Annotated in this window: 16 protein-coding genes; 8 read left to right on the top strand and 8 right to left on the bottom strand. The window is 74.3% G+C overall.

Features of this window, described 5'->3' with window-relative positions:
* Window positions 1-235: 235 nt before the first annotated feature.
* Window positions 236-685 (top strand): CBS domain-containing protein, encoded by a 450-nt coding sequence (locus tag HUT06_RS27430; RefSeq protein WP_205719076.1) that lies wholly within the window; start codon window positions 236-238, stop codon window positions 683-685.
* A gap of 42 nt (window positions 686-727) precedes the next feature.
* Here HUT06_RS27430 and HUT06_RS27425 read toward each other — a convergent pair whose 3' ends face one another.
* Window positions 728-1,120 carry a PPOX class F420-dependent oxidoreductase gene (locus HUT06_RS27425; protein ID WP_176198346.1) on the bottom strand — a complete coding sequence of 131 codons (393 nt, stop codon included), beginning with the start codon at window positions 1,118-1,120 and terminating at the stop codon, window positions 728-730.
* Between the two features lie 18 nt (window positions 1,121-1,138).
* Complete coding sequence (locus HUT06_RS27420; RefSeq protein WP_176198345.1) at window positions 1,139-1,633, bottom strand: NUDIX domain-containing protein; 495 nt, start codon at window positions 1,631-1,633, stop codon at window positions 1,139-1,141.
* A gap of 144 nt (window positions 1,634-1,777) precedes the next feature.
* Between HUT06_RS27420 and HUT06_RS27415 the strand changes: the two genes are divergently transcribed.
* Window positions 1,778-2,137, top strand: a complete 360-nt coding sequence (locus HUT06_RS27415; protein WP_254715806.1) for a PGPGW domain-containing protein — start codon at window positions 1,778-1,780, stop codon at window positions 2,135-2,137.
* Between the two features lie 55 nt (window positions 2,138-2,192).
* Here HUT06_RS27415 and HUT06_RS27410 read toward each other — a convergent pair whose 3' ends face one another.
* Window positions 2,193-5,057, bottom strand: a complete 2,865-nt coding sequence (locus HUT06_RS27410) for a DUF262 domain-containing protein (RefSeq protein WP_176198344.1) — start codon at window positions 5,055-5,057, stop codon at window positions 2,193-2,195.
* A 347-nt stretch (window positions 5,058-5,404) separates the two neighbouring features.
* On the opposite strand from HUT06_RS27410, the gene HUT06_RS27405 reads away from it, so the two are divergent.
* The 5 genes from HUT06_RS27405 (at window position 5,405) to HUT06_RS27385 (ending at window position 15,835) form a co-directional block, all read left to right on the top strand.
* Window positions 5,405-11,317: a hypothetical protein gene (locus tag HUT06_RS27405; RefSeq protein WP_176198343.1), complete on the top strand. Its 5,913-nt coding sequence runs from the start codon at window positions 5,405-5,407 to the stop codon at window positions 11,315-11,317.
* A complete protein-coding gene (locus HUT06_RS27400; protein ID WP_176198342.1) occupies window positions 11,314-13,320 on the top strand; it encodes an MBL fold metallo-hydrolase in 2,007 nt (668 codons plus the stop codon). Before HUT06_RS27405 ends, HUT06_RS27400 begins: the two co-directional genes overlap by 4 nt.
* 239 nt (window positions 13,321-13,559) lie before the next feature.
* Window positions 13,560-14,336: an SGNH/GDSL hydrolase family protein gene (locus HUT06_RS27395; RefSeq protein ID WP_254715413.1), complete on the top strand. Its 777-nt coding sequence runs from the start codon at window positions 13,560-13,562 to the stop codon at window positions 14,334-14,336.
* 127 nt (window positions 14,337-14,463) lie between these two features.
* Window positions 14,464-15,036: a TetR/AcrR family transcriptional regulator gene (locus tag HUT06_RS27390; protein ID WP_176198340.1), complete on the top strand. Its 573-nt coding sequence runs from the start codon at window positions 14,464-14,466 to the stop codon at window positions 15,034-15,036.
* Window positions 15,026-15,835 (top strand): amidohydrolase family protein, encoded by an 810-nt coding sequence (locus tag HUT06_RS27385; RefSeq protein ID WP_176198339.1) that lies wholly within the window; start codon window positions 15,026-15,028, stop codon window positions 15,833-15,835. Before HUT06_RS27390 ends, HUT06_RS27385 begins: the two co-directional genes overlap by 11 nt.
* A gap of 18 nt (window positions 15,836-15,853) precedes the next feature.
* Here the strand turns inward: HUT06_RS27385 and HUT06_RS27380 are convergent, their stop codons facing one another.
* On the bottom strand, window positions 15,854-16,873 hold the full coding sequence (locus HUT06_RS27380; protein ID WP_176198338.1) for a lysylphosphatidylglycerol synthase domain-containing protein: 1,020 nt from the start codon (window positions 16,871-16,873) through the stop codon (window positions 15,854-15,856).
* A gap of 244 nt (window positions 16,874-17,117) precedes the next feature.
* On the opposite strand from HUT06_RS27380, the gene cqsA reads away from it, so the two are divergent.
* A complete protein-coding gene (cqsA, locus tag HUT06_RS27375) occupies window positions 17,118-18,269 on the top strand; it encodes an alpha-hydroxyketone-type quorum-sensing autoinducer synthase (RefSeq protein WP_176198337.1) in 1,152 nt (383 codons plus the stop codon).
* Window positions 18,270-18,273: 4 nt separating this feature from the next.
* Here cqsA and HUT06_RS27370 read toward each other — a convergent pair whose 3' ends face one another.
* The 4 genes from HUT06_RS27370 to HUT06_RS27355 all read right to left on the bottom strand — a co-directional run bounded on the left by HUT06_RS27370 (window position 18,274) and on the right by HUT06_RS27355 (window position 22,438).
* Window positions 18,274-19,131, bottom strand: a complete 858-nt coding sequence (locus HUT06_RS27370) for an oxygenase MpaB family protein (protein WP_254715412.1) — start codon at window positions 19,129-19,131, stop codon at window positions 18,274-18,276.
* 357 nt (window positions 19,132-19,488) lie between these two features.
* Window positions 19,489-20,679: a beta-ketoacyl synthase N-terminal-like domain-containing protein gene (locus HUT06_RS27365; RefSeq protein ID WP_176198335.1), complete on the bottom strand. Its 1,191-nt coding sequence runs from the start codon at window positions 20,677-20,679 to the stop codon at window positions 19,489-19,491.
* 99 nt (window positions 20,680-20,778) lie between these two features.
* Window positions 20,779-21,834 (bottom strand): low specificity L-threonine aldolase, encoded by a 1,056-nt coding sequence (locus tag HUT06_RS27360; RefSeq protein WP_176198334.1) that lies wholly within the window; start codon window positions 21,832-21,834, stop codon window positions 20,779-20,781.
* 37 nt (window positions 21,835-21,871) lie between these two features.
* Window positions 21,872-22,438: a hypothetical protein gene (locus HUT06_RS27355; RefSeq protein WP_176198333.1), complete on the bottom strand. Its 567-nt coding sequence runs from the start codon at window positions 22,436-22,438 to the stop codon at window positions 21,872-21,874.
* Window positions 22,439-22,488 lie beyond the last annotated feature (50 nt).

The following is a 22,488-nucleotide window of genomic DNA, read 5'->3' as shown; positions in this document are numbered from 1 at the left end:
ATTCCCGGGGGCCGGTGCGGAGAATCGGCGCCTCCGCACCGGGCCGGGATCATTCCCGCGATATCGGGAAGACTGATACCGACCTGCCGACGAGCGGCACGTTCCGGCCCGGTGCGAACCGGAACGACTGCGACATCTAAGGTCATATGGGAGGACGACGGACGGGGCCTCTTCCACCGGCGGTGGCGGGAGCCCGCGCGATTCTGGGGCGGCAGCAGTGAAGGTCAAAGAGATCATGACGAGCCCGGTGATCACCGTGGAGCGGGACGCGGCCGTGCCCGACGTCGCGGCCCTGCTGCGCGCCCGCCGGATCAGCGCCGTCCCCGTCGTCGACGGGCACGGCGCCGTCGTCGGCCTGGTCAGCGAGTACGACCTGCTGGCCCGCGAGGGGCGGACCGCCGCCGACGTGATGACCGCCGCCGTCATCAGCGTCACCGAGGACACCGATGTCGAGGAGGCCCGCCACCTGCTCCTGGAACGGCGCATCCGCCGCGTCCCGGTGCTGTCGGGCCGCGAACTCGTCGGCATCGTCGCCCGCTCGGACGTCATGGCGCTGCTGACCACCGAATGGGCGTGCGAGGTCTGCGGCGAGGTCGTCCGCGGCGAGCACGCGCCGCCCCGCTGCCCGAAGTGCCACGCCACCGCCGACAGGTTCGAGCTCCAGGAGCCCCTCCCGGGCGCCTGAGCCGCTCCGGGCGCCTGAGACGCCCATCGCCGCGGTGCCCGCTCACGGAATGGTGCGCTTGGCCATCCCCTCCGTGTCCGGGTCGATCCCCCAGGAGAAGACGACGCGCGGGTGGATGCGGATGACGTCGTCGCCGCCCTGCGGTCCTTCGGCGACCGCGGGCTCGGCGCGCCCCCGGATCTCCACGCCCCGCACCCGCCATGGCTGGACGGACGCCAGGTCGTCGACGACGAACGCCACCTGGTCGTTGTCGCGCAGGTTCCGGTACTTGCGGCTCTTGGCGAGGTGCCAGCCGCGGATGTCGATGGTGCCGGTCTCGGCGTTGTAGGCGAAACCGACCGGGTTGTTCTGCGGGTCGCCCTTGGGGCCCACGGTGGCGAGGCGGCCGAGCCGCTGCGTGGACAGGTATTCGCGTTCGATGTCGGTGAGGCTCATACCGTCCAGCCTGCGACCTCAACCGGGCTTGAGGTCAAGCGCCTCGATGACGTTCCGGAGCCGGGGCGACATCCGCTCCGGCAGTTCGTCCAGGGGGAACCAGCGCGCTTCGAGGATCTCCGCCGCGTCCAGCGCGAGCAGCCCGCCGACGACCCGCGCCTCGTAGTACGCCTCGACCCGGTGCCGGAAGCCGCTCGCCAGCCGCAGCGGAGGGCCGGCGACCTCGACCTCCAGCGCCGTCTCCTCCCGCACTTCCCGGACGACCCCGTCCTCCAGCCGCTCGCCGGCGTTGACGTACCCGCCGGGCAGGCCCCACGCCCGGTACGGCGGCCACAGCCGGTGCCGCAGCAGCAGGATCCGCCCCCGCTCGTCCCGGACGATCCCGCCCGCGTACACCAGGAACGTGTGGTGGCGGAACCGCGCGACGCGCCACTGCGTCCGCCCGCTGAGCCGCCGCCACACTGGCGCGGCCAGCGCCCCGAAACGCGCGCGCACACCGGACGGGATCTTCATTACCGAGATGCTAGCCGCCGCCGCGCGGGCCGCCGTCCCTCGGTGTGGTCCTCGTCACAAGCCGCCCCGGGCGGGATCTCGCGCGGCGCCGTCGTTCGTCGGACAACACAAGGACGTGCCCCGGGGGAGGACGCAGTGACGACCATGATGGAACGCCCAGCGCCGCAGAAGAAGCCCGCCGACGGCACGCCCGGCACGCCGGAGCAGGGCGCGACCGAGCAGGGCGCGGCCGAGCAGGGCGCGGCCGAGCGCGGTGCGGCCGCCCGCCGCGCGCCCGTCCGCCTGCTCCGCAAGGTGGCGGTGGCGATCGCCGGGGCCGCGCTGATCGTCGCGGGCGTCGTCATGCTCGTCCTGCCGGGCCCGGGCGTCGTCGCCATCCTCGCCGGCCTCGGCCTCCTCGGCACCGAGTTCCCGACGGCCCGCCGCATCAGCACCCGCCTGAACGGCTACGCCAAGACCGCCTGGCACAAGATCCGCGCAGCGGCCGCCCGCCCCAAGGCCTGATCAGCGGCCCGGCCGGGCCGGTCCGGGGGCCCGGCCCGCTCCGGGCGGCGCGGCGTCACGTCCTGTATCCGGACTCGGCGAGGCGGTGCGCGGCGCGGGCCCGCTCGTCGTCGGTGAAGAGCGCGGCGAAGCGCTCGTCGACGATGTGGGCCTCCACGGAGAGGTCCAGGCGGCCGCGCTCGTGGAGTGCGGTGAAGCCGTCCGAGATGTGCGGCGAGGCGATCAGGAGCTTGGCGGCCCCGACGCCGCCGTGCTCCGTCACCATGCTCAGGAACCCGGACGCGTTGTAGTCGGCCTCGGACTTCGTCAGGGCGTAGAGCAGCAGCATCGCACTGTGGAACTCGGCGGCGAGGTCCGCGCCGCCGTCCGCGCCGCCGTCCTCGGCGTCATCCGCCGGCTCGGGCGGACGGGCCGTGCCCACCTGGTCCATGAACCAGTCGAGCGTCTCGAGGAAGTGCCCGAGGCCGTCGCCCGCGAGGACCTTGATGGGGACGCTGGGCCGCTTGTCCAGGCGGTCCTCGGAGATGTCGACGCCGTCGATGCGGTTGAGGCGCCGCCGGAACTCCTCGCGGTGCGCGGTGTCGTCGAACGGCGGCCGTTTGGCGAGGTGCTGGAAGACGACCTCGATGGTGGCGCCGCGCGGGTAGAAGACGACGGGCCAGATCCAGCCGCGGGCGTCCGCGCGGTCCAGCCACGGGTAGCAGCTGGTGTCGGTCTTGCCGCCCCCGAAGTCGATGCTGCCGCCCTTGCCGATCCAGTGATCGAGGACCCGGGTCACCAGTTCGACGGCCTCGTCTCCGTGGACGGAGAGCTGGCCCTCGAATCGGCCGAGGAGTGCCTGCGAGTCCTCTTCCTCCTCGTCGGGGGCGTCCATGCCGATGAGCTTCGCCAGCTGCGTGCCGGTGAGCCGCTGGGTGGGGTCGGCGGCGCCGCCGTCGGAGAAGGTCACGCCTTCGGCCTCCAGGACGGCGCGGGGCGTGTCGGCGCGGTCGTCCTGCCAGCGGAACGACGGCGACACCGTCCCCTCGGACATGAGGACCCGGTGCGCGTTCTCCAACCCGGGGCGGGACGCCATGTAGCCGCCCACGCCGGCGGGATTGGAGCCGATGACGGCGGCCAGGTCGCCGAACGTCGTCCAGGAGCCGGTGGGGAGTTCGGCGAGCAGGCGCCGGAGCTGCACCCAGGTGCGGCGCTCGTCCTCAAGGTCGGACCCGCCGGGCAGCGGTGCCGGCCAGAGCGCGACGCAGCGCTCGGTCAGCCGCCCGGCGCGGGCCAGGATCTGCGCCTTGCCCCACCGGGGCTCGTCGGCGATCTCGCGGTTCATGTGCAGCGCGCTGGAGTCGAGGATCTCCTGCTTGCGCTGGAACGGGTGGTTGGACAGCTTCGAGTTGTCGCCCGTCAGGGTGAGGTTGCCGAGGGTGTGCAGCAGCTCGGCGTGCAGTTCGGCGGGGCCGTCCTCATCGGTCACCTCGGCGGACAGCAGGTCCAGCCAGTCCTGCGTGGCGGTCTGCGGCATGACGTGCTCGATCGTGAGCCTGGCCGCCGCGAAGTCGACCGGTTCGCTGGACCCGTGGCTCTGCTCCAGGCGCTTGAGGACGAAGAAGCGCTGGTTCGGGCGGCCGGACCAGTAGAACGGCCGCGTCCGGACGGCGGTGCGGAGCTGGTCGTCGGACGGCCAGTAGCGGCGCTCACCGGAGAGGTGGCGGTGCACGGCCTCGTCGATCGGCCGGTCCGCCTCCAGCTCCTTGGGCGCGCTGTTGAGGATCCGGTTCAGGTTGTTGGTGGGGATCCCGGCGATCATCCGCCGGACGAGGAAGCTCTCGACGTACGACAGGGCGCGGGCGACCTGCGCGGCGGTGGCCTTCCCGTGGTCGAGGAGGTCGAGCATGTGCAGCGTGATCGGGAAGGTGGTCTGCCCGCCCCATTCCTGCAGCCGCAGCAGGGCGGCGCGGAGCCCGGCGTCCCCTTCCCGGGCCGGCTCGATGACCCGCATGAGCAGCCGCCCGCGCCGGTACAGCTCCGCGATCTCCCCTTCCAGCGCGCTCTCGCCGCCCCGCTGGACGATCTCGCCGAGGCGCCGCTGCTGGGCCCGGTAGATCTCGCTCTGCCTGGCCCGGTGGTCGCCGCGGATCACCAGGTCGAGCCAGGCGAGCAGTTCCAGGTTGTCGGCGCCCAGCTCCCGCTGCATGGGCAGCCAGATCTTCGTGTACACGCGCTCGCCGATCGTCGGGAGCAGCATGAAGACGTAGTTGCGGAGCAGGTCGGTCTGGCTGAGCTTGACGCCGGTGTTGTTGAGCGACTCGAAGATCCGGTAGACGTTGTCGCCGTGCTCGGCGGTGATCTCCACGACGGACAGCCGGCCGCGCAGGACGGTCTCCAGCCGCTTGAGCGCCGCCACGTCGCCGTCGGGGTCGTAGTCGATGAGGGCCTGCCTGAAGAACCGGTACGCGGCCCCGATGCCGTCGCCGCCGCCGGCGCTCGCCCCGCTCTCCACGCAGGCGGCGAACGCCTCGCGGTCGGCCTGCGTCGGCAGCAGGCGGAAGTGCTCCGGCCCCTCGCGGTACTCGTTGACGAGGTACTGCTTGTGGACGCGCCCCGCCTCGCGGGGCGAGACGTCCTTGAGGCGGTCGCGCAGGGCGCAGCACGCGAGCATCAGCGTCGTCAGCCGCTGCTGCCCGTCCACGACCAGCCACCGCTGGATGTCGCCCGCCGACATCGCCCCCGGCGCGAGGACGACCGAGCCGATGAAATGCGCCGGCCGGTCCTCGCCGGCCGCGATGGTCTCCGCGTGCTCCAGGACGTCCGCCCACAGCCGCGCCCACTCCCGGTGCCCCCAACTGTAGGTCCGCTGGTACAGCGGAACCTGGAACTGCTTCTCGCCCTCGATGAGCTTGAAGAACGCGACTTCATGAGCCTGCATGGAGCGGACCTTCCCGAGGCGGCGGAGGCGCGGTGGGCCCGTGCGGCGCCCTGCGTGAACTCGATCAACGCGCACAGTAGCACCGATGGCGGGGACGGGAGAGCCGGTCGCAGGTTAAGGATGCGACAAAGTGGGATTTCTCGGCGTGTGGCCGTTACTGGCCGCGGGACCGCTGCGTGAGGTGCTCTCGCTGGTCGAGGGGGAGATGGCGGCGAACGGACAGTGTGATCGCCGTGAACTCAATCAACATGATCTTTGCGTTTTGATGATGTGCGCTTGAGGAGCGCGTTACCTTTGTCGTCGGGTGGTCGCACACGGTGAGTCGCACACGGTGAGAGGCGGACGACATGGGGCATGGGTCTCGGTGCGAAGGGTGCCACGAAGGGGCCGCGCCTTTCGGCGTTCTGGGCGAACTGGTCGGTGACCTGACCGGGCTCGAAGACGCGGCGCTGGCGGCGGTGTCGGCCGAGGACGTACGGGAGGTCCTGCGGCTCGTGCCGCCCGAGCTGCAGCGGGCCGTCCTCGACGTGGTGCGCCTCGGCGGGGCGAAGAAGATGCCCGCCGGGGCGCCCGAGCTGGTGCTGCGCACCATGCGCCATGGCGACCGGAGGCGCAGCGGCCGCCTGCGGGCCCTCCTCGGCGGAGTCTTCACGCAGGGCTTCCGGAACGCCGACGAGTTCGGCCGCGACGACTGCGTCGAGCTGCTCGGCGCGGCCACGGCGGGGGACGTGCTGGAGCGTGCTCCGGGGCTGCGCATCCTGCTGGCATGGGACGTCCCGGTCGCGTTCCTGCGCTGGGGGCTGGTGCGGGTCCTCGTGGAGGACCGTCCGCTCGCGGTGGTGGCGCTCGGCCTGCTGGCGGCCGAACCGGTGGAGCGGATGCCCGGAGCCCGGGACAAGTGGGACGCGCTCCGCGAGCAGCATCCCGGGCTGCCCGAACGGCCCGCCGATGTGCTGGAGCTGCGGGCCGTCGCCGCCGGGGAACTGGAGTCCGTGCCCGAGCCGGAGCAGCTCGCCGTCGAGCTGGACGAGCTGCGCGGACGGTTCGCGAGCGCGGCCGACGCGGCGGACCGCGTCGCCGGGCGGTTGCGGGACGGGCGGCGTCCCGAGGACGGCGATGTGGTGAGCGTCCAGCTCGTCGCCGCCGCCTTCGACGGGCTCGCCACGCGGCTCCTGCCGGACGGGCGGCCGGACGGGCTCGACGAGCTGGCGAGCGCGGTCCAGGCCGCGCTGGAGGCGGGCCGCAGGGACGGCCGGGTGAGCGCCCTGCGGCGCATCGAAGGTCCCGACACCGTGGCCGGCCTGCTGGCGGAGGTGCGGGAGTCCGCGGCCGGCGGCGGCGACGGGCTGGCGGCCTTCGCCGAGCTCATCGAGGCCTGCGCGGACGACCGGTCGCGCGCCCCCGCCCTGGCGAAGCGGGCGCGCGCGGCGCTGCCGGAGCGCTGGGTGGAGCTCGTCGACCGCGCGCTGATGGGGCAGCTCGCGATCGCGACCGAGGAGCCGCCGGCTCCATCCGCTCCGCCGGCTCCGCCCGCCCTGGTGGTGAACGCCGGCGAGCCCGACGGCCCTGAGGAGCCTGAGCCGTCCGCCCCGGTGGTGGTCGCCGGTGCGCCCGACGACCTTGAGCCGCCGGTCGTGCCCGCTCCCCGGCCGGCGCCCGAGACCGCGGCCGTCCGGGCGGACGATCCCGAGCTGACCGCCCTCGACGCGTACCTGGAAGGAGCGGTCGCCCCGCGGCCTGAGCCGTCCGGCACGCGGGTCAGGCGCCGCCGCGAGCAGGCGGCACCGCCGCCGGCCGAGCCCGAGGCGCCTCCGGAGCCCGGGCTCGCGGACGGGCTGGCCGAGGCCGAGGCCGCCGCGCTGCGCACCCGGCGGTTCGGGCTCGCGGGCTGGCTGCGCAAGGCGGCCGGGCGTCCGGACGCCGAGGTCGACGCCCGCCGGTGCGCGGCGCTCGCGCCGGAGATGGGGGTGTTCGCCGGGCCGCTGTCGGCCGAGTTCGCCGCCGCGGCCCGCGCGCTGGACGCCAAGGCGCTGGCTGACGACCCGGCGGGGGCGGTGCTGGCGTGGGCGGCGGCGATCAGGGCGGGCCTGGTGTATCCGGAGACGGCGCGGCTGACGGAGTCCCTGAACGTCGTGGTGTCGGGGCAGGCGGTCCTGCGGGAGTGCGGGGAGGCGTTCGCGCAGGCGGCGCGGTCCGGGGTGTACCTGAGCCCGGGCATGGACGGCTGGATCCGGGGTGCGGCGAGGCTCGCGCAGGCGCGCGAGGACGCGTCCAAGGAGGCGGCGCGGCTGCTGGAGGAGGCACCGCGCCGCACGATCAAGCTGGCCCGTGCGACGGAGGTGTGGAAGGCGCTGCTGCTGGCGGACGGGGAGATCCGCCGGCTGCTGCGGCCCGCCGCCGAGGACGACGCGGCGCGGGCGGACGAGGTGGCGGCCGAGGTGGTCCGGCTGCGCGGCGGCACGGCGATCGAGCGCCTCATCGAGGACACCGACCGCCGTGTCAACGGCCCGAAGAAGGGCAAGCCGATCATCGCGGGCGCGCGGCGGAAGCTGCACGAGCGGATCGACGACGCGGTCGGAGCCGCCGGGCGGTGGGCGGCGGCGGTGAAGGAGCACGAGGACGCCGCGTCCGGTGACCGCGACTGGCGGGCGGGGCCGCTGCGGCAGCTGCGGGACGCCGTCACGGGGCGGCGCGCGGAGGTCGGCGCGGCGCTGGCCGCGCTGGCGGGCACCGCGGGCGAGGAGGCCGTCGCCGCCGCCCGCCACCTGCTCGACGGCGCGTTCACCCTGCTGGACGGGGAGCGGCCGCCCGAGTCCGAGCCGCCGGCCGCGCGCGTCCTCAACCGGGACCTGCTGCCCGCCGCCGGCCTCACCCTGGACCCGCGCACCCTCCAGCCCACCGGCGACATCGCCCTGGCCGACCTCGTCTCCGTCGCGCACGCCGGCCCGCCCGACTGGACCGAGGTGTTCCAGGCGCGGGCCGCGCGGCTCGACCACGAGGGCACGGCGACGGTCGTGTCCGTCCTGGAGGCGGTCGACGCGCAGGCCGCCGCGCGGCTGCGGGCCCGCCGGGACGACCTGGTCCGGGACGCCCGCGCCGCCCGGGACCAGCGCGTCGAGCGGCTCCGCGACCTGATCGCGATGTCGCGGCGGGACGGGCTGCTCGGCGAGGGCGAGGAACGCGAGGCCGAGGAGGCGGTCCGGCTCCTCGGCGCGGCCGGCCGGAGCGACTTCGACCGGATCGGGCGCGAACTCGACGCGCTGCACGCCCGGCTGGAGAGCTGGTGCGAGACGAGCGTCCAGGCCGCACGCGAGCTGCTCGCCGAGGCGCGGGAGTCCGGAGACCTGCGCGCGGCGGACGTGCGGCGCGTCGAAGGCCACATCGAGAGCCGCGACCTGACGACCGCCCGCGAGTTCATCGCGCAGCTCAAGGCCGGCAAGCAGCTTCCAGAGAAGGCCGACAACCCCGACTTCGAACGCTTCTACCCGGCGTTCCCCGACGTCTTCCACCGGCACTCCCGGCAGACCGGGAAACGCGCCCGCAAGCAGGAGACCAGCGGGTACATCGAGGCGCTGAAGGACGCCCTGATCGCCGGGCGGGACGTCGCCGACCCGCAGCTGGAGGTCCTGCTGGCCGGCGCCGGCCTCGACATCCCGCCGATGCGCGAGGCGTCCCGCCGGGTGGCGGGGGAGGGGCTGCGCAAGTGGCTGAACCTGCGCGACGGCCGCAGCAAGACGCCGGGGAACCTGCGCTCGCTGATCGACGCGATCCTGAAGATGGTCGGGCTGGAGGGCACGCAGGGCGAGGCCGACCAGGGCCCGGACCGGATGTGGATCGTGCTCGACGGCGTCCGGCACGTCGGGTCGGTGGGCGGGGCGCTGCTGCCGGCGTTCGGGTCGCAGAAGAGCCCGTCCGGCGGGCGGCTGCGGCTGCTGCTGCACTGGGGGCGGCCCGGCCCGCAGCAGCTCGTCGACCTGCTGGGCGGGCAGCCCGAGGGCGAGACCGTGCTGGTGCTGTACTTCGGGGTCCTGTCGGCCGACGACCGCGCGCAGCTCGGGCAGGCCGCCCGCAAGCGGCCGGCGCCGGTCGCCGGCGTCCTGGACGACGCCGCGATCGGGTACCTGGCGTGCCGGCCGCAGGACTGGTCGGTCGCGGTCGCGCTGATGGCGCCGTTCACCGCCACCGACCCCTACGCGCCGATCGGCGGCGTCCCGGAGGAGATGTTCTACGGGCGGTCCGAGCAGCTGCGCCAGGTCACCGACCGGCGGGGCCCCTCGTTCGTGTTCGGCGGGCGGCAGCTCGGCAAGTCGGCGCTGCTGCGCAAGGCCGAGCGCGACCTGGCCGCCGACCCGAACCGGACGGTGATCTTCGAGACGATCCAGACGGTCGGGAAGGTCCGCTCGATGTCGCTGTGGCCGATCCTCGGCGACAAGCTCGCCAAGGCCGGCGTGGTGCGGGCCGGGCTGACCGGCCGCGACCAGGTGCTCGACGCGGTCCGCGCGTGGGCGGACGCCGACCGGAACCGGCAGCTGCTGATCCTGCTGGACGAGGCCGACGCCTTCCTCAACCGCGACGCCGAGCGGGGCCGCTTCGAGGACGTCACCGCGCTGCGCGCCCTGATGGAGGACACCGGCCGCCGCGTGAAGGTGGTGTGGGCGGGCCTGCACCAGACCGCGCGGTTCCACGGCCTGCCCAACCAGCCGCTCGCGCAGCTCGGCGAGCCGATCGCGGTCGGCCCGCTGGACCCCCAGGACGCGTTCGACCTGCTGGTGCGGCCGCTGGCCACGCTCGGGTTCACCTTCCCCGAGACGCTCGCCGCGCGGGTGATCGCCGAGGCCAACAACGCCCCGGCGCTCGTCCAGCTGTTCGCCGGGAAGCTGCTCGCGCTGCTGCGGGACGCCCCGCGCCCCCTCCCGTACACGGTCACCGCGCAGGACGTCGCCGAGGTGTGGCGCGACCAGAACCTGGTCGAGGGCTTCCAGCAGCGCTTCGACTACACCCTCACCCTCGACAAGCGGTACAAGGTCATCGCCTACACGGTGGCGCTGCACGCACTCGAAGGCGGCGCCGACGAGGCCCTCACCGTCCGGCAGCTGCGGGAGGAGTGCCGGTACTGGTGGGAGCGCGGGTTCGAGAACTGCAGCGGCGACGACTTCCGCAGCCTGCTCGCCGAGTGCGTCAACCTCGGCGTCCTCGGCGTGGACGAGGGCCGGTACCGGCTGCGCACCCCGCACGTGCTGCGGCTGCTCGGCGGCGTCCGGGAGATCGAGAGCGTCCTGGAGGGCGCCGCCGACTTCGACGGCCCGGACGAGTTCGACGCGCACTCCTACCGGATGCCGCACCTGGACGGGCCGGACCGGGCGCCGCTCAGCATCGGGCAGATCACCGGGCTGCTGCGGCCCGGGCGGCTGGTGCACGTGGTGGCCGGGTCGGCGGCGCTGCACGCCGAGCGGGTGGCGGCGTCGCTGCAGGCGATGCCGTCCGACCGGCCGGACCTGGAGATCCGGGTCGTCCGGCCGGGAGAGGGCACCTTCGACAGCGCGGTGCTGCGCGCCCGCCGCCACCCCGGCCACGACGTCATCGTCGTCGACCTGCACGTGGCGCGCGACGGCGAGCAGTTCGAGCGGCGGTTCGCCGAGGCGCGGCACGCCGTCGCCGACCCCGCCGGGGAGGGGACCCTGTCGGTCGTGCTCGTCGCCGGCCCCGCCTCCGCCGCCGGCTGGCTCCGGCACGCGGCCGACGACGACGTCGAACTGGTGCCGCTGCGGCGGTTCGACCCGCCCGCGATCCGGCAGTGGATGCTGGAGGACTCGCTCGGCTTCCCCGACGACGCCGGGCAGCGCGACCTCCTGCGCCGCACCGGCGGCTGGCCCACGCTCGTCGGACGGGTCGTGACCGCCCTCGGCGGACGCGACCGCGACCAGGCGATCGGCAATGTGCTGCGGCAGGTCCGCGCCCGGCCGGCGGCGTTCGTGGACGACACCGGCGTGCGCGCCGACCCGTGCCTCGCCGCCGCGTGGCACGTCCTCGTCGAGGCCGACGACCGCGGCACCGCCGCCGACCTCACCGCACTCCTCACCCTCTACGAGGAGGAGGAGACGCCGGGGCTCACCCCCGCCGACCGCCGCGAACACGGGTACGGCGGGACGGCCGACCTGGTGGAGGCACTGCGCGTGCTCGGCGCGCTGGAGCCCGTGGACGACGGGCTGGGCTGCGAGCCCGTCCTCGCCGACGCGACCAAGCGGGCGGCGGCCGGATGACCGCCCCCGAGCCCGCCATCACCGACGACGCGCTCATGGCGGTGCTGCGCGCGGTGGCGCGGGCGGTGCTGGAGCGGCCGTCCGCCGCCCGGCTCCCGTCCGACCCCGCCGCGCTGGTGGAGGAGCACACCCCGCTGCTGCTGGAGGCGGTCGAGCGGTTCCCGGCGCTGCGCCGCCGGGCCGCCGGGCACCTGACCGGCGCGGGCGACGAGGCGCGCGCGCTGGCCGCCGTCCTGCTGCATCCCGAGGACGGCGTCGTCCGGGCCGGGCTGGGCTGGATCAGGCGGCGCGACCGGGCCGCCCAGCGCGCCGGGCGGGAGGCCGAACGCGCGAGCCGGGACGCCGAGCGCGCCGCCCGCCGCATCGACCACCTCCGCGACCGCCTCAGGACCGAGCAGGGCCGGCTGGAGTACGCGCGGAGCGACCTGCGGGAGGCGTCCGAGCGGCTCGCGGCGACCCGGGAGGCGCTGGCCGAGCGGGCGGAGCAGGCGGAGGCCCTGGCTCTGCGCCTGGCGACCGAGCGCCACCGCTGGACGGACCGGCGCGCCCTCGCCGCCGCCCTCCTCGCCGTCCTCGAACGGTCCCCGGCCGGCCGCGGCGGCACGGTGCCGGGGGAGGCGCTCGGGTTCCTGCGCGACCTGGTGGATCCGGCGCCGCCGCCGGTCGCCGTCACCGCGGAACTGGACCTGCGCGTCGTCCCGCTCGGCGGCGACGACCACATCGGCGGGTCCTGCGTGCTCGTCGAGGCGGGCGGGACGCGGATCCTCGTCGACGCGGGGCTGCGGCCCGGCGACCGCGCCGGTCCGCCGCGCGACATCGGCCGCGCGCTCGACGGCCCGCTGGACGCGGTCATCGTCACGCACGCGCACAACGACCACTGCGGCTACGTGCCCGCCCTGGTCGCGCGGCGCCCGGGGCTGCGGGTGCTCGCGACGCCGGAGACCGCGGCGCTGATGCCGGTGATGTGGGCCGACACCGCCAAGGTGCTCGCGGCGCGGGAGCGCGGCCGGGCCCGGTGGGGCGACGGCGGCGACGTCCTCTACGGGGCGCCGGACGTCGAGGCGGCGTCCCGGCGCCGCGAGGAGCTGCCGTTCGGGGTGCCGCGCCGGATCGGCGCGCTGACCGCCGAGCTGTTCCCGGCCGGGCACATCCTGGGCGCGGCCGGGGTCGTGGTGCGCGCCGGCGACCGCCGCGTCGTCGTCACGGGCGACATCTCGGGGTTCCGGCAGGAGACGGTCGGCGGCTACGCCGTCCCCGAGTCCGCCCGGTCCGCCGACCTGCTCGTGCTGGAGTCGACCTGCTGCGCCGACGACCACGACGACCGGGACCTGCGGGCGAAGGAGCTGGTGCGGACGGTCGCCGAGGTCCACCGGGGCGGCGGCCGGGTGCTGGTCCCCGCGTTCGCGCTCGGCCGCGCCCAGGAGGTCGCGCTGACCCTGCGGCGGCACCTGCCGGAGGTGCCGGTGCGCGTGGACGGCATGGCCGCCGACCTGGCCGCGGTGTTCGCCTCCCTGGACCCGGCGCTGCGGGTGTTCGGGGGCACCGCCGCGGTCGCGGACCGGCCCGCCGAGCTGGACGCCTTCCGGACCGGCGTCGTCATCTCCACGTCGGGCATGCTGACCGGCGGCCCGGCCGTCCAGTGGGCGGCCCGGATCCTCCCCGAACCGGGCAGCGCGCTGCTCATCTCCGGCTACCAGGACGAGGAGTCGCCGGGCCGGGCGCTGCTGGACCTCGCGGAAAAGGGCGGCGTTTTCCCGCTGCTCGACCGCGGCCGCGAGATCACCGTTCCGGTGCGCGCCCGCGTCGGTGTGATCCGCCTTTCCGCGCACGCCGACCGCCGCGGCCTGCTCGACATCGCCGACGAGGTCGCCGCGCGCGAGGTCATGCTCGTCCACGGCGTCCCGGGACGGCAGCGGACGTTCGCCGAAACCCTCCGTGTCCACGGCGGACGTCCGGTCGCGACCGGCCCTTGGCGACCGGACGGCACGGCCGGGCGGAAGTGATTCCTGTGCTCGATGAGACGGCCGGGAAGCGCCGGATAATGGTCGTCACATGCTGGTCTTGTCGGCATGGAAATTTCGTGCTATCTCGGATTGCAACGGCGAATTCTGACAAACAGTGTTGATCAGTCTCAGGGCTTGGAAGAATGGCGGGCCGGGTATAAGGCGAACGGCATAATCCGTTACGACGCTCCGGAGTGCAGATGCGCCTCACCCGCCCCTGTCCGGCCGCTCTCGGTGCGGTGACACTCGCCGCCACATCACTGCTGTGGTCCGGTTCCGCCGCGGCGGCCGGGACCAGCTACGTCGCGCTCGGGGACTCCTACTCGTCCGGCACGGGGGCCGGGAACTACGATCCGGCGAGCGGATCGTGCAACCGCAGCGCCAACGCCTACCCGAACCTGTGGGCGGCGGCGCACTCGACGAGCTCGTTCAAGTTCGTGGCCTGCTCGGGGGCGACGACCGCGACCGTGGCGAGCGGGCAGCTCGGCGCGCTCAGCGCGTCGACGACGCTCGTCAGCGTCACCGCCGGCGGCAACGACGCCGGGTTCGCCGACGTCATGCAGACCTGCGTCCTGTCCTCGACCACGACCTGCCAGAACCGGGTGGCCCAGGCCGAGACCTACATGCGCGACACGCTGCCCGGCCGGCTCGACTCGCTGTACTCCAAGATCGACGCGAAGTCGCCGTCCGCGCGGGTGGTCGTGCTCGGCTACCCGCGCCTGTACAAGATCGTGAGCGTGTGCGCGGGGCTGAGCAACGCCAAGCGCACCGCGCTCAACGACGCCGCCGACACCCTCGACGGCGTCATCGCCAAGGCGGCGGCGCGCGCCGGGTTCACCTGGTCGGACGTCCGGGACGAGTTCGCCGGCCACGAGCTGTGCTCGGGCGACGACTGGCTCAACTCGGTGACGTTCCCGCTGGAGTCGTCCTACCACCCGACCGCGCTCGGCCACCGGCTCGGCTACCTGCCCGCGCTGACGGGCTCCGCGAGCCCGGCCCTGCAGCAGCAGGGCTGACCCGCCCTGCAACAGCAGGGCTGACCCGCCCTCGGCCCCGGCCGCACGCCCACCCCGGCGGCCGGGGCCGTCCGCTGCCCTCGTCCGCCGCCCAGAATGTTGTTCTGTTGTGGCAGAATAATGTTCTGTGAGTGAGGCGGGACGGGACAGGATCCTGCGGGCGGCGCTGGAGGCGTTCGGCCGCGACGGCGTCGCCGGCACGACGCTGAGCGCGCTGCGGGCGGCGAGCGGGGTCAGCGTCGGCAGCTTCTACCACCACTTCTCCGGCAAGGAGCAGGTGGCGGAGGCCCTGTTCGTCGAATGCGTCTCCCTGTACCAGGACGCGTTCCTCGACGAGTTGAAGGCGCATGCCGGCGCGCGCGGGGCGGTGACCGGTGTCGTGGCGTTCCATGTGCGGTGGTGCAGGGAGCATGCCGCCAGGGCCCGGTTCATGTTCACCGAACGGCCTGCGGCGAGTGACGCGCTGGCCGGGCGCAACCGCGCGTTCTACCGGGAGGTGCGCGCCTGGTGGCGCGTCCAGGCGCGCCATGGCGCGCTGATCGATGTGGACACCATGACCGCGTTCGTGCTGTGGCTCGGCCCCGCGCAGGAGCTGTGCCGGTTCTGGCTCAACGGGCAGGGCGCCGAGCCGGACGGCGGGCAGGTCGAGGTGCTGAGCGAGGCCGCATGGCGGTCGGTGGGGAGCAGCCGTGGTGATTGACGCGTGGATGCAGCACGGGACCGTGCGGTTCCTGCAGCACGAGATGCTGGACTCGCTGTGGCGGTGGCTGGGCCGCAAGCCCCCGGCGGAGGAGGTGCCCGTCGCGGAGACCGTCGCCGCCATGGACGCCGGGGGAGTGGACGCCGGCCTCATCAGCGCCTGGTACGGGCCGGAGGGCGACCTGGTGAGCAATGAGGAGGTCGCCTCGTTCGTCCGGCAGGCGCCCGGCCGGCTCATGGGCGTCGCGTCGGTGGACCTGCGCAAGCCCATGGAGGCCGTGCGGGAGCTGCGGCGGTGCGTGCGGGACCTCGGTTTCAAGGGCCTGCGCGTGGTGCCGTGGCTGTGGGAGGCGCCGCCCACCGACCGGCGCTACTACCCGCTGTTCGCCGAATGCGTGGAACTCGGCGTGCCCTTCTGCACGCAGGTCGGGCACACCGGGCCGCTGCGCCCGAGCGAGACGGGACGGCCGATCCCCTACATCGACCAGGTCGCGCTCGACTTCCCGGAGCTGGTCATCGTCGGCGGCCACATCGGCTACCCGTGGACGGAGGAGATGGTCGCGGTCTGCCGCAAGCATCCGAACGTCTACATCGACACGTCCGCGTACACGGTCCGCAGGTATCCGCCCGAGCTGGTGCGGTACATGGCGCAGGACCGGCACCACAAGGTCATGTTCGGCACCAACTACCCGATGATGACCGCGGAGCGGGCGCTGCGGGGCCTGGACGGCCTGGGCCTGGGCGAGGCGGCCCGGGAGGCGTTCCTGTCCGGCAACGCCGCGCGGGTCTTCCGCATTTAATGATCTACAACGTAAAGGTCACCGGCGGAGCGTCCGGCAGGCGAGCAGCCCCAGCGGCACCGGCGCCCAGAACGTGACCGCGCGGAACAGCAGCACGGCCTGCAGCGCCGGGCCGGCCTCGACGCCGAGCGCGGCCAGCGCGGCGACGAGCGCGGTCTCGGTGGGGCCGACGCCGCCGGGCAGCGGGACGGCCCCGCCGGCCGCGGCTCCCACCAGGTAGGCGGCGAGGAGGGGGAGGACGTCGCCGGGGCCCACCGCCGTGCCGGGGACGGCGAGGACGCTGAGCGCGAACGCGACCGCGAGGGCGAAGGTGGTCCCGGCGGACGCGGCCAGGGTGACCAGCAGGTCGCGCGGCCTGCGGCACAGGTCGGCGAACCCGGCGGCGGCCCGTCCGACGGCGGCGGACCGGGCGGCGCGGCGGCCCCACAGCAGCGCGGCGGGCAGCAGCACGCCGCCCGCGATGAGCAGCGGGACGGGCGGGACGAGGCCGGCGGCACGGGCGGCGTGCTCGCCCAGCGCGTCCAGCATCCGGCCGTTCCCGCCGCCGGCGGCGAGGACGGCGCCGAGCAGCAGCAGGTCGGCCGGGACGCCCGCCACCTGCAGGACGGCGACCGCGACCGCGGCGCGGGGGAGCGGCAGCCCGCGGCAGACGAGGTAGCGGGTGTTGACGGCGACGGCGCCGAGCCCGCCCGGGGTGACCCGGTTGGCGGCGGACGCGGTGAACTGGGCGAGCGTCGTGGCGACCAGCGGCAGCGGGCGGCCGGCGGCGCCGCGCAGCGCGACCGCGGAGCAGACGTAGTGCGCCAGGCACAGCAGGACGAGGGCGGGGAGGAACTCCCAGCGCATCTGGCCGAGCGCGGCGGCCGCGGGGCGCAGCGGGCCGAGGGCGGCCAGCAGTGCGGTGGCGAGGGCGGCCAGCAGGGCGCCGGCGATCGTCCAGCGGGCCCGGTGGACCCGCTGGAGGAGCGGAGGCGGTGCGGCGCCGGTGCGGAGGTCGGCGGCCACCGCGGGTTCGGCGCCGGCGGCGATCGTGGTCACACTCCAGTGATCGGTGATGGGAGTGACGGGCGTGCGACCTGCTGATACCCGGTGAAGCGAACGATATGGGACGTTTATCCGACAAGCCGGAGAAGTCATGTGAGTGCGGGGTGGGCGCCCGGCCGCGGTACGGCGTTTTCTCCGGCGGCACGCCGGAATTGGTCGCCATCCGAGATTCTTTTAACACTATGATTAGGACTCGCTACAGGACGTGACGATCATTTGACCGGGGAGTGTGACGACCATGACCAGCGCTCACCAGCGGCTGGGCGAACGCATCCGGGTGTTCCGGGGCACGCGGGGCGGCCGCCGGAGCGTCCCCGCGACGGCCCCCGGCGACCGCGCGATCATCCTGACCTGTAGCGACTACCTCGCCCTCGCCGAGCATCCGGCGATCACCGCGGCCATGATCGCCAGCCTGCGGGCGGCGGACGGCGCGGCGGCCGCGCCCGGCCCCTGCCTGCCCGACGACCATCCGCAGCTCGTCCTCGGCGCCCGGTTCGCCCGGCACCTGGGCGCGCGGGCGGGGGTGCTGTGCCCGTCCGGCTGGGCCGCCAACACCGGGCTGCTGCAGGTGGTCGCGGGCCCCGACGTCCCGGTCTACCTGGACGTCCTCGCGCACATGTCGCTGTGGGAGGGGGCGCGGGCGGCGGGCGCGGAGCTGGCCTACTTCCGCCACAACGACCTCGACCACCTGCGCCGCCGGATCGAGGTGGGCGGCTCCGGCGTGATCGCCGTGGACGCCGTCTACAGCACCGACGGCTCGGTGTGCCCGCTGCCCGGCCTGGTGGAGGTGGCCGACGAGCACGACTGCCTCCTGGTCGTGGACGAGTCGCACTCGCTCGGCACGCACGGGGAGCGGGGCGAGGGCCTGGTGGCCGCGTCGGGGCTCACCGGCCGCGTCGACTTCCGCACGGCGAGCCTGGCGAAGGCGCTCCCGGGGCGCGCCGGGCTGATCGCCTGCGACCGTCCCGGCTTCGCCGACTACTTCGCGCACACCGCGCTCCCGGCGGTGTTCAGCTCGACGCTGCTGCCGCACGACGTCGCGGGCCTGGCGGCGGCGCTGAAGGTGGTGCGGCGCGAGGGCCGCCGGCGCGACCGGCTCCGTACGGTCGCGGCCCGGCTGCGCGCCGGCCTGGCGGAACTCGGCTACACCCTGGTCGAGTCCGACTCGCAGATCATCGCGCTGGAGGCGGGCTCGGAGGCCGAGGCGACCCTGCTGCGGGACGCGCTGGTCCGCCGCGACATCTTCAGCGCGGCGCTGTTCCCGCCGGCGGCGTCGGTGGGCCGCACGCTGGTGCGGCTGTCCGCCCACGCCGGCCTGACGGACGGGGACGTCGGCCGCGTCCTGGCGGCGTGCGAGGAACTGCGCCCGCAGGTCGCCGCCGCCGTGTGACGGGTCACGCGGCGGGCCGGTACCGGTCCTCGCGGGTCTGCGCGCCGATGTAGCGGAGCATGCTGCGCAGGGCCCAGTGGTTGATGCCGCTCGGCATCATCCGGTAGCCCTGCCGGTTGGCCAGCGCGAGCGCGGCGAACCGGGCCTGGTCGAGCGCGGACCAGGGGACGGCGAACCGCTCCCGGACGAGCGGCGGCAGGCAGCCGAAGGTGATCAGGCGCAGCGGGCGCTCGATGACCATGCGTCCCGCACGGTCCAGGCGGGGCCCGCCGACCGGCAGGATCGTGATCGTCTCGGAGCCGTGCTTGGCGATCTCCAGGGCGCGGGCGGCGGCGGGCGTGAGTTCCAGCGTCCGGGCGCAGACGTGCCAGAACTTGGACTGGAACGCGGCGTAGTCGGCGGGGACGGGCCGCATGCTGACGCCGTACCGCGCGTACCAGGTGACGGTCTCGGCGTACATCTGCTCGTGGTCCTCGGCGGTGAGGGTGCCGGGGTGGAAGGTCTCGGCGGCCTTGAAGATCTCCCACGTGAAGGTGGCGTGCGCCCACCAGAACGTCTCGGGTTCGAGGGCGTGGTAGCGGCGGGCGTGCTCGTCGACGCCGCCGATGCCGCGGTGCAGGTCGCGGATGCCGCGGGCGCGGGTGACGCCGTCCGGCGCGAGGATCGTCGCCCAGATCTGCGGGACGGACCGGTGGATCCGGTCGAACGGGGCGTCGAAGAACGCGGAGTGCTCGCCGACGCCGGCGCCGATGCCGGGGTGCATGAGCTGCATCAGCCCGGCCGCGGCCCCCGGGAGCAGCGAGCGCAGATCGGCGGCGTGCCGCCAGAGCAGCGTCCCCGGCACCAGCGGCGCCCGCGCCACCGTCCGAGACGACCGAGCACGAGGCGGGGACGAGGCGGGCATGGCACCTCCAGGCCGGCGGCACTTGCCATGAGCATAGATTCACCGTGAGACAATGGTCAATATTTGTCGCACGTCCATGCCGCGATGACCCAGGGTCCCGGCCGCTCGGAATGAACCGCCTTTCGGAGCGGACCCCGGCCGCCGGAGCACGGGCAGGCACGCGGAGGGCGCTCCAGTGCCCGGAGCGGGCCTGCCCGACGACGCAGGCGACCGCAGCGACGCCGCGCACGTCCGTACCGGACGAGACGGACCGCAACGGCGGCGTGAGGATCGCCTGCGTCGTAACGGGGGTTCCAGGGGGTCGCCCCCCTGGACTCACACAGCGGGCTTGTAGACGGCCACGGCGCAGGCGCTGCCGAGGCCGATGTTGTGCTGGAGGGCGACGCGGGCGCCTTCGACCTGGCGCTTGTCGGCCTTGCCGCGCAGCTGCCAGGTCAGCTCGGCGCACTGGGCGAGGCCGGTGGCGCCGAGGGGGTGGCCCTTGGAGATGAGGCCGCCGGAGGGGTTGACGACCCACTTGCCGCCGTAGGTGGTGGCCTGGTCGTCGATGAGCTTGTGGCCCTCGCCGACCTCGGCCATGCCGAGGGCCTCGTAGGTGATGAGCTCGTTGGCGCTGAAGCAGTCGTGCAGTTCGATGACGTCGACGTCGTCGATGGAGACCTGCGCCTCGTCCATCGCCTTGCGGGCGGCGAGCCGGGAGACGCCGAACCCGACGACCTGGATGGAGGAGTGGTCCTCGAAGCTCTGCGGGGTGTCGGTGGCGATGTGGTGCCCGGCGATCTCGACGGCCTGGTCCCACAGGTCGTTGTCGTCCAGGAACCGCTCGCTGACGACGAGCGCGGCGCCGGCCCCGTCGGAGGTGGGGGAGCACTGCAGCTTGGTCAGCGGGTCGAAGATCATCGTGGCGTTCTTGACGTCGTCGAGCGAGTACTCGGTCTGGAACTGCGCGTAGGGGTTGTTGACCGAGTGCTTGTGGTTCTTCCAGCCGATCCACGCGTAGTGGTCGGGGGTGGAGCCGTACTTCTCCATGTGCTCGCGGCCGGCGTTGCCGAACATCTGCGGCATGGGCGCCTTGTCCAGCTCCCACTCGCGGCCCGCGGTCATGGAGCGCAGGTGGTGGTCGATGATGGTGACCTTGGACTCGCCGACGCCGGCGCCGAGCGAGCCCTTCTTCATCTTCTCCATGCCGAGCGCGAGCGCGCAGTCGGCGAGGCCGCCGCGGACGGCCTGGCGGGCGAGGAACAGCGCGCTGGACCCGGTCGCGCACGCGTTCATCACGGTCATGACGGGGATGCCGGTCATGCCGGTCTCGTAGAGGGCGCGCTGGCCCATCGACCCGTACATCGAGCCCGCGTAGGCCATCTCGATCTTGTCGTAGCCGACGCCGGCGTCCGCCAGGGCCTTGCCGACGGCCTCCTTGGCCATGTCGGGGTACTCCCAGTCGCGGGAGCCGGGCTTCTCGAACTTGGTCATGCCCACGCCGACGACGAAGGTGCGGTTGGCCATCGGGCTCGCCTCCTGTAACCGAATGATGTTCGGTGACACGATAACGCGCCGCCGCGGCGGCCGCCGGGGCGCTCTCGATGATCGGGACGAAACCGCCGGTCAGCCGGGCATCTCGGCGGCGAGGGCGGCGGCGAACGCGGCCACGTCCCGCTCGGTGGTGTCGAACGAGCAGACCCAGCGGACCTCGCCGGTCGTCTCGTCCCAGGTGTAGAAGGCGAACCGCTCGCGCAGCCGCTCCGCGACGTCCTTCGGGACGACCGCGAAGACCGTGTTCGCCTGCACCGGCCGCGTGACCTCCACGCCGGGGACGGCGCGGGCGGCGGCCTCCAGGCGGCGGGCCATCGCGTTGGCGTGCGCGGCGTTGCGCAGCCACAGGTCGCCGTCCAGCAGCGCGACGAGCTGCGCCGACACGTACCGCATCTTCGACGCCAGCTGCATGCTCGACTTGCGCAGGTAGCTCACCCCGCGGACGGCGTCCGGGTTCAGCACGACGATCGCCTCGCCGAGCAGCAGGCCGTTCTTGGTGCCGCCGAACGACAGCACGTCCACGCCCGCGTCGGTGGTGAGGGCGCGCAGCGGGACGCCGAGGGACGCGGCGGCGTTGGCGATGCGGGCGCCGTCCATGTGCACGGTCAGGCCGCGCTCGTGCGCCGCCGCCGCGACGGCCGCGGTCTCCTCCGCCGTGTAGACGGTGCCGAGCTCGGTGCTCTGGGTGATGGACACGACGGCGGGCTGCCGCCGCTGGACGTTGCCGAACCCGGTCGCGTACCGCTCGACCAGCCCGGGGGTGAGCTTGCCGTCCGGCGCCGGGACGGTGACCAGCTTCAGCCCGGCGAGCTTCTCGGCGGCGCCGCACTCGTCGGTGTTGATGTGCGCCGACTCCGGGCACACCACCGAGCTCCACCGCTCCGACATCGCCTGCAGCGACACCACGTTCGCGCCCGTCCCGTTGAACACCGGGTACACCTCGGCGCGGTCGCCGAAGTGGCGCCGGACCATCGCGCGGAGCCGGCCGGTGACCGCGTCGTCGCCGTAGGCGGGCTGGTGCCCGGTGTTGACCTCGGCGAGGGCGGCGAGGACGTCGGGGTGGACGCTCGCCTGGTTGTCGCTGGCGAAGCCGCGCGCGGCGGGACGGTTCTCGGGCGGGTGAGTCATGCGCCCATTCTCCCGGACGCCTCCGGCCTCCCGAAAGCTAGGCCGGGCGGTCGGTGATGTTCTGCACCGGCGCGGGCGCGGCGTCGGCCGGCGGGTGCTCGGCGGCGCGCAGCGCCATGCGGGCGCGCATGGCGTCGAGGTCGTCGCCGAACCGGGCCACGGTGGACTGCAGGTCGCGCCACAGCCCGGTCCGCTGCTCCAGCTGCGCGACCTTGGTGCGCAGGTCGCCGAGGCGCCGCTCGGCGGTCTCCAGCCGGGCGCCGTGGCCGGCGGTGTCGCGGCCGGTGCGGATGAGGCTGGTGGCGACGGCGGCCAGGTCGCGCTCGGTGTCGTCCATCCGCTCGTCGATGCGCGGCAGCAGCCGGTCGTTGAGCTGCCCGACGAGGGAGTCCAGCTCGGTGCGGACGGTGCGCAGCTCGGCGTCCTGGTCGCGGACGGCCTGCTCCAGGACCGCGATACGCTCGATGACGGAGGGGAGCAGCCGGCCCAGCTCCGCCGACCGTTCCAGATCTCGTCCCACCTTGGCGAGCAGGCCGACGCCCTCGCGCAGATGGCGCTCCGCCTCGGCGGCGGCGCGGCGGACGAGACCCGGGATCACGGTCATGGCGCTCCCTCCAGGGGCCGGTCGGGTGTCCTTAAACTCTAGGCGAACCG

This window comes from Actinomadura sp. NAK00032 (genome assembly GCF_013364275.1).
Taxonomy (GTDB): domain Bacteria; phylum Actinomycetota; class Actinomycetes; order Streptosporangiales; family Streptosporangiaceae; genus Spirillospora.
The sequence above is the reverse complement of the archived record's forward strand: the minus strand, read 5'-3'. Positions and strand labels throughout refer to the sequence as shown.

What these genes read in the sequence shown, in the direction of transcription:
- HUT06_RS27360 (WP_176198334.1), bottom strand. Translation starts at nt 21,834, where the DNA reads ATGACTCACCCGCCCGAGAACCGTCCCGCCGCGCGCGGCTTCGCCAGC.
- HUT06_RS27365 (WP_176198335.1), bottom strand. Translation starts at nt 20,679, where the DNA reads ATGGCCAACCGCACCTTCGTCGTCGGCGTGGGCATGACCAAGTTCGAG.
- HUT06_RS27400 (WP_176198342.1), top strand. Translation starts at nt 11,314, where the DNA reads ATGACCGCCCCCGAGCCCGCCATCACCGACGACGCGCTCATGGCGGTG.
- HUT06_RS27430 (WP_205719076.1), top strand. Translation starts at nt 236, where the DNA reads ATGACGAGCCCGGTGATCACCGTGGAGCGGGACGCGGCCGTGCCCGAC.
- HUT06_RS27355 (WP_176198333.1), bottom strand. Translation starts at nt 22,438, where the DNA reads ATGACCGTGATCCCGGGTCTCGTCCGCCGCGCCGCCGCCGAGGCGGAG.
- HUT06_RS27425 (WP_176198346.1), bottom strand. Translation starts at nt 1,120, where the DNA reads ATGAGCCTCACCGACATCGAACGCGAATACCTGTCCACGCAGCGGCTC.
- HUT06_RS27420 (WP_176198345.1), bottom strand. Translation starts at nt 1,633, where the DNA reads ATGAAGATCCCGTCCGGTGTGCGCGCGCGTTTCGGGGCGCTGGCCGCG.
- HUT06_RS27415 (WP_254715806.1), top strand. Translation starts at nt 1,778, where the DNA reads ATGATGGAACGCCCAGCGCCGCAGAAGAAGCCCGCCGACGGCACGCCC.
- HUT06_RS27410 (WP_176198344.1), bottom strand. Translation starts at nt 5,057, where the DNA reads ATGCAGGCTCATGAAGTCGCGTTCTTCAAGCTCATCGAGGGCGAGAAG.
- cqsA (WP_176198337.1), top strand. Translation starts at nt 17,118, where the DNA reads ATGACCAGCGCTCACCAGCGGCTGGGCGAACGCATCCGGGTGTTCCGG.
- HUT06_RS27405 (WP_176198343.1), top strand. Translation starts at nt 5,405, where the DNA reads ATGGGGCATGGGTCTCGGTGCGAAGGGTGCCACGAAGGGGCCGCGCCT.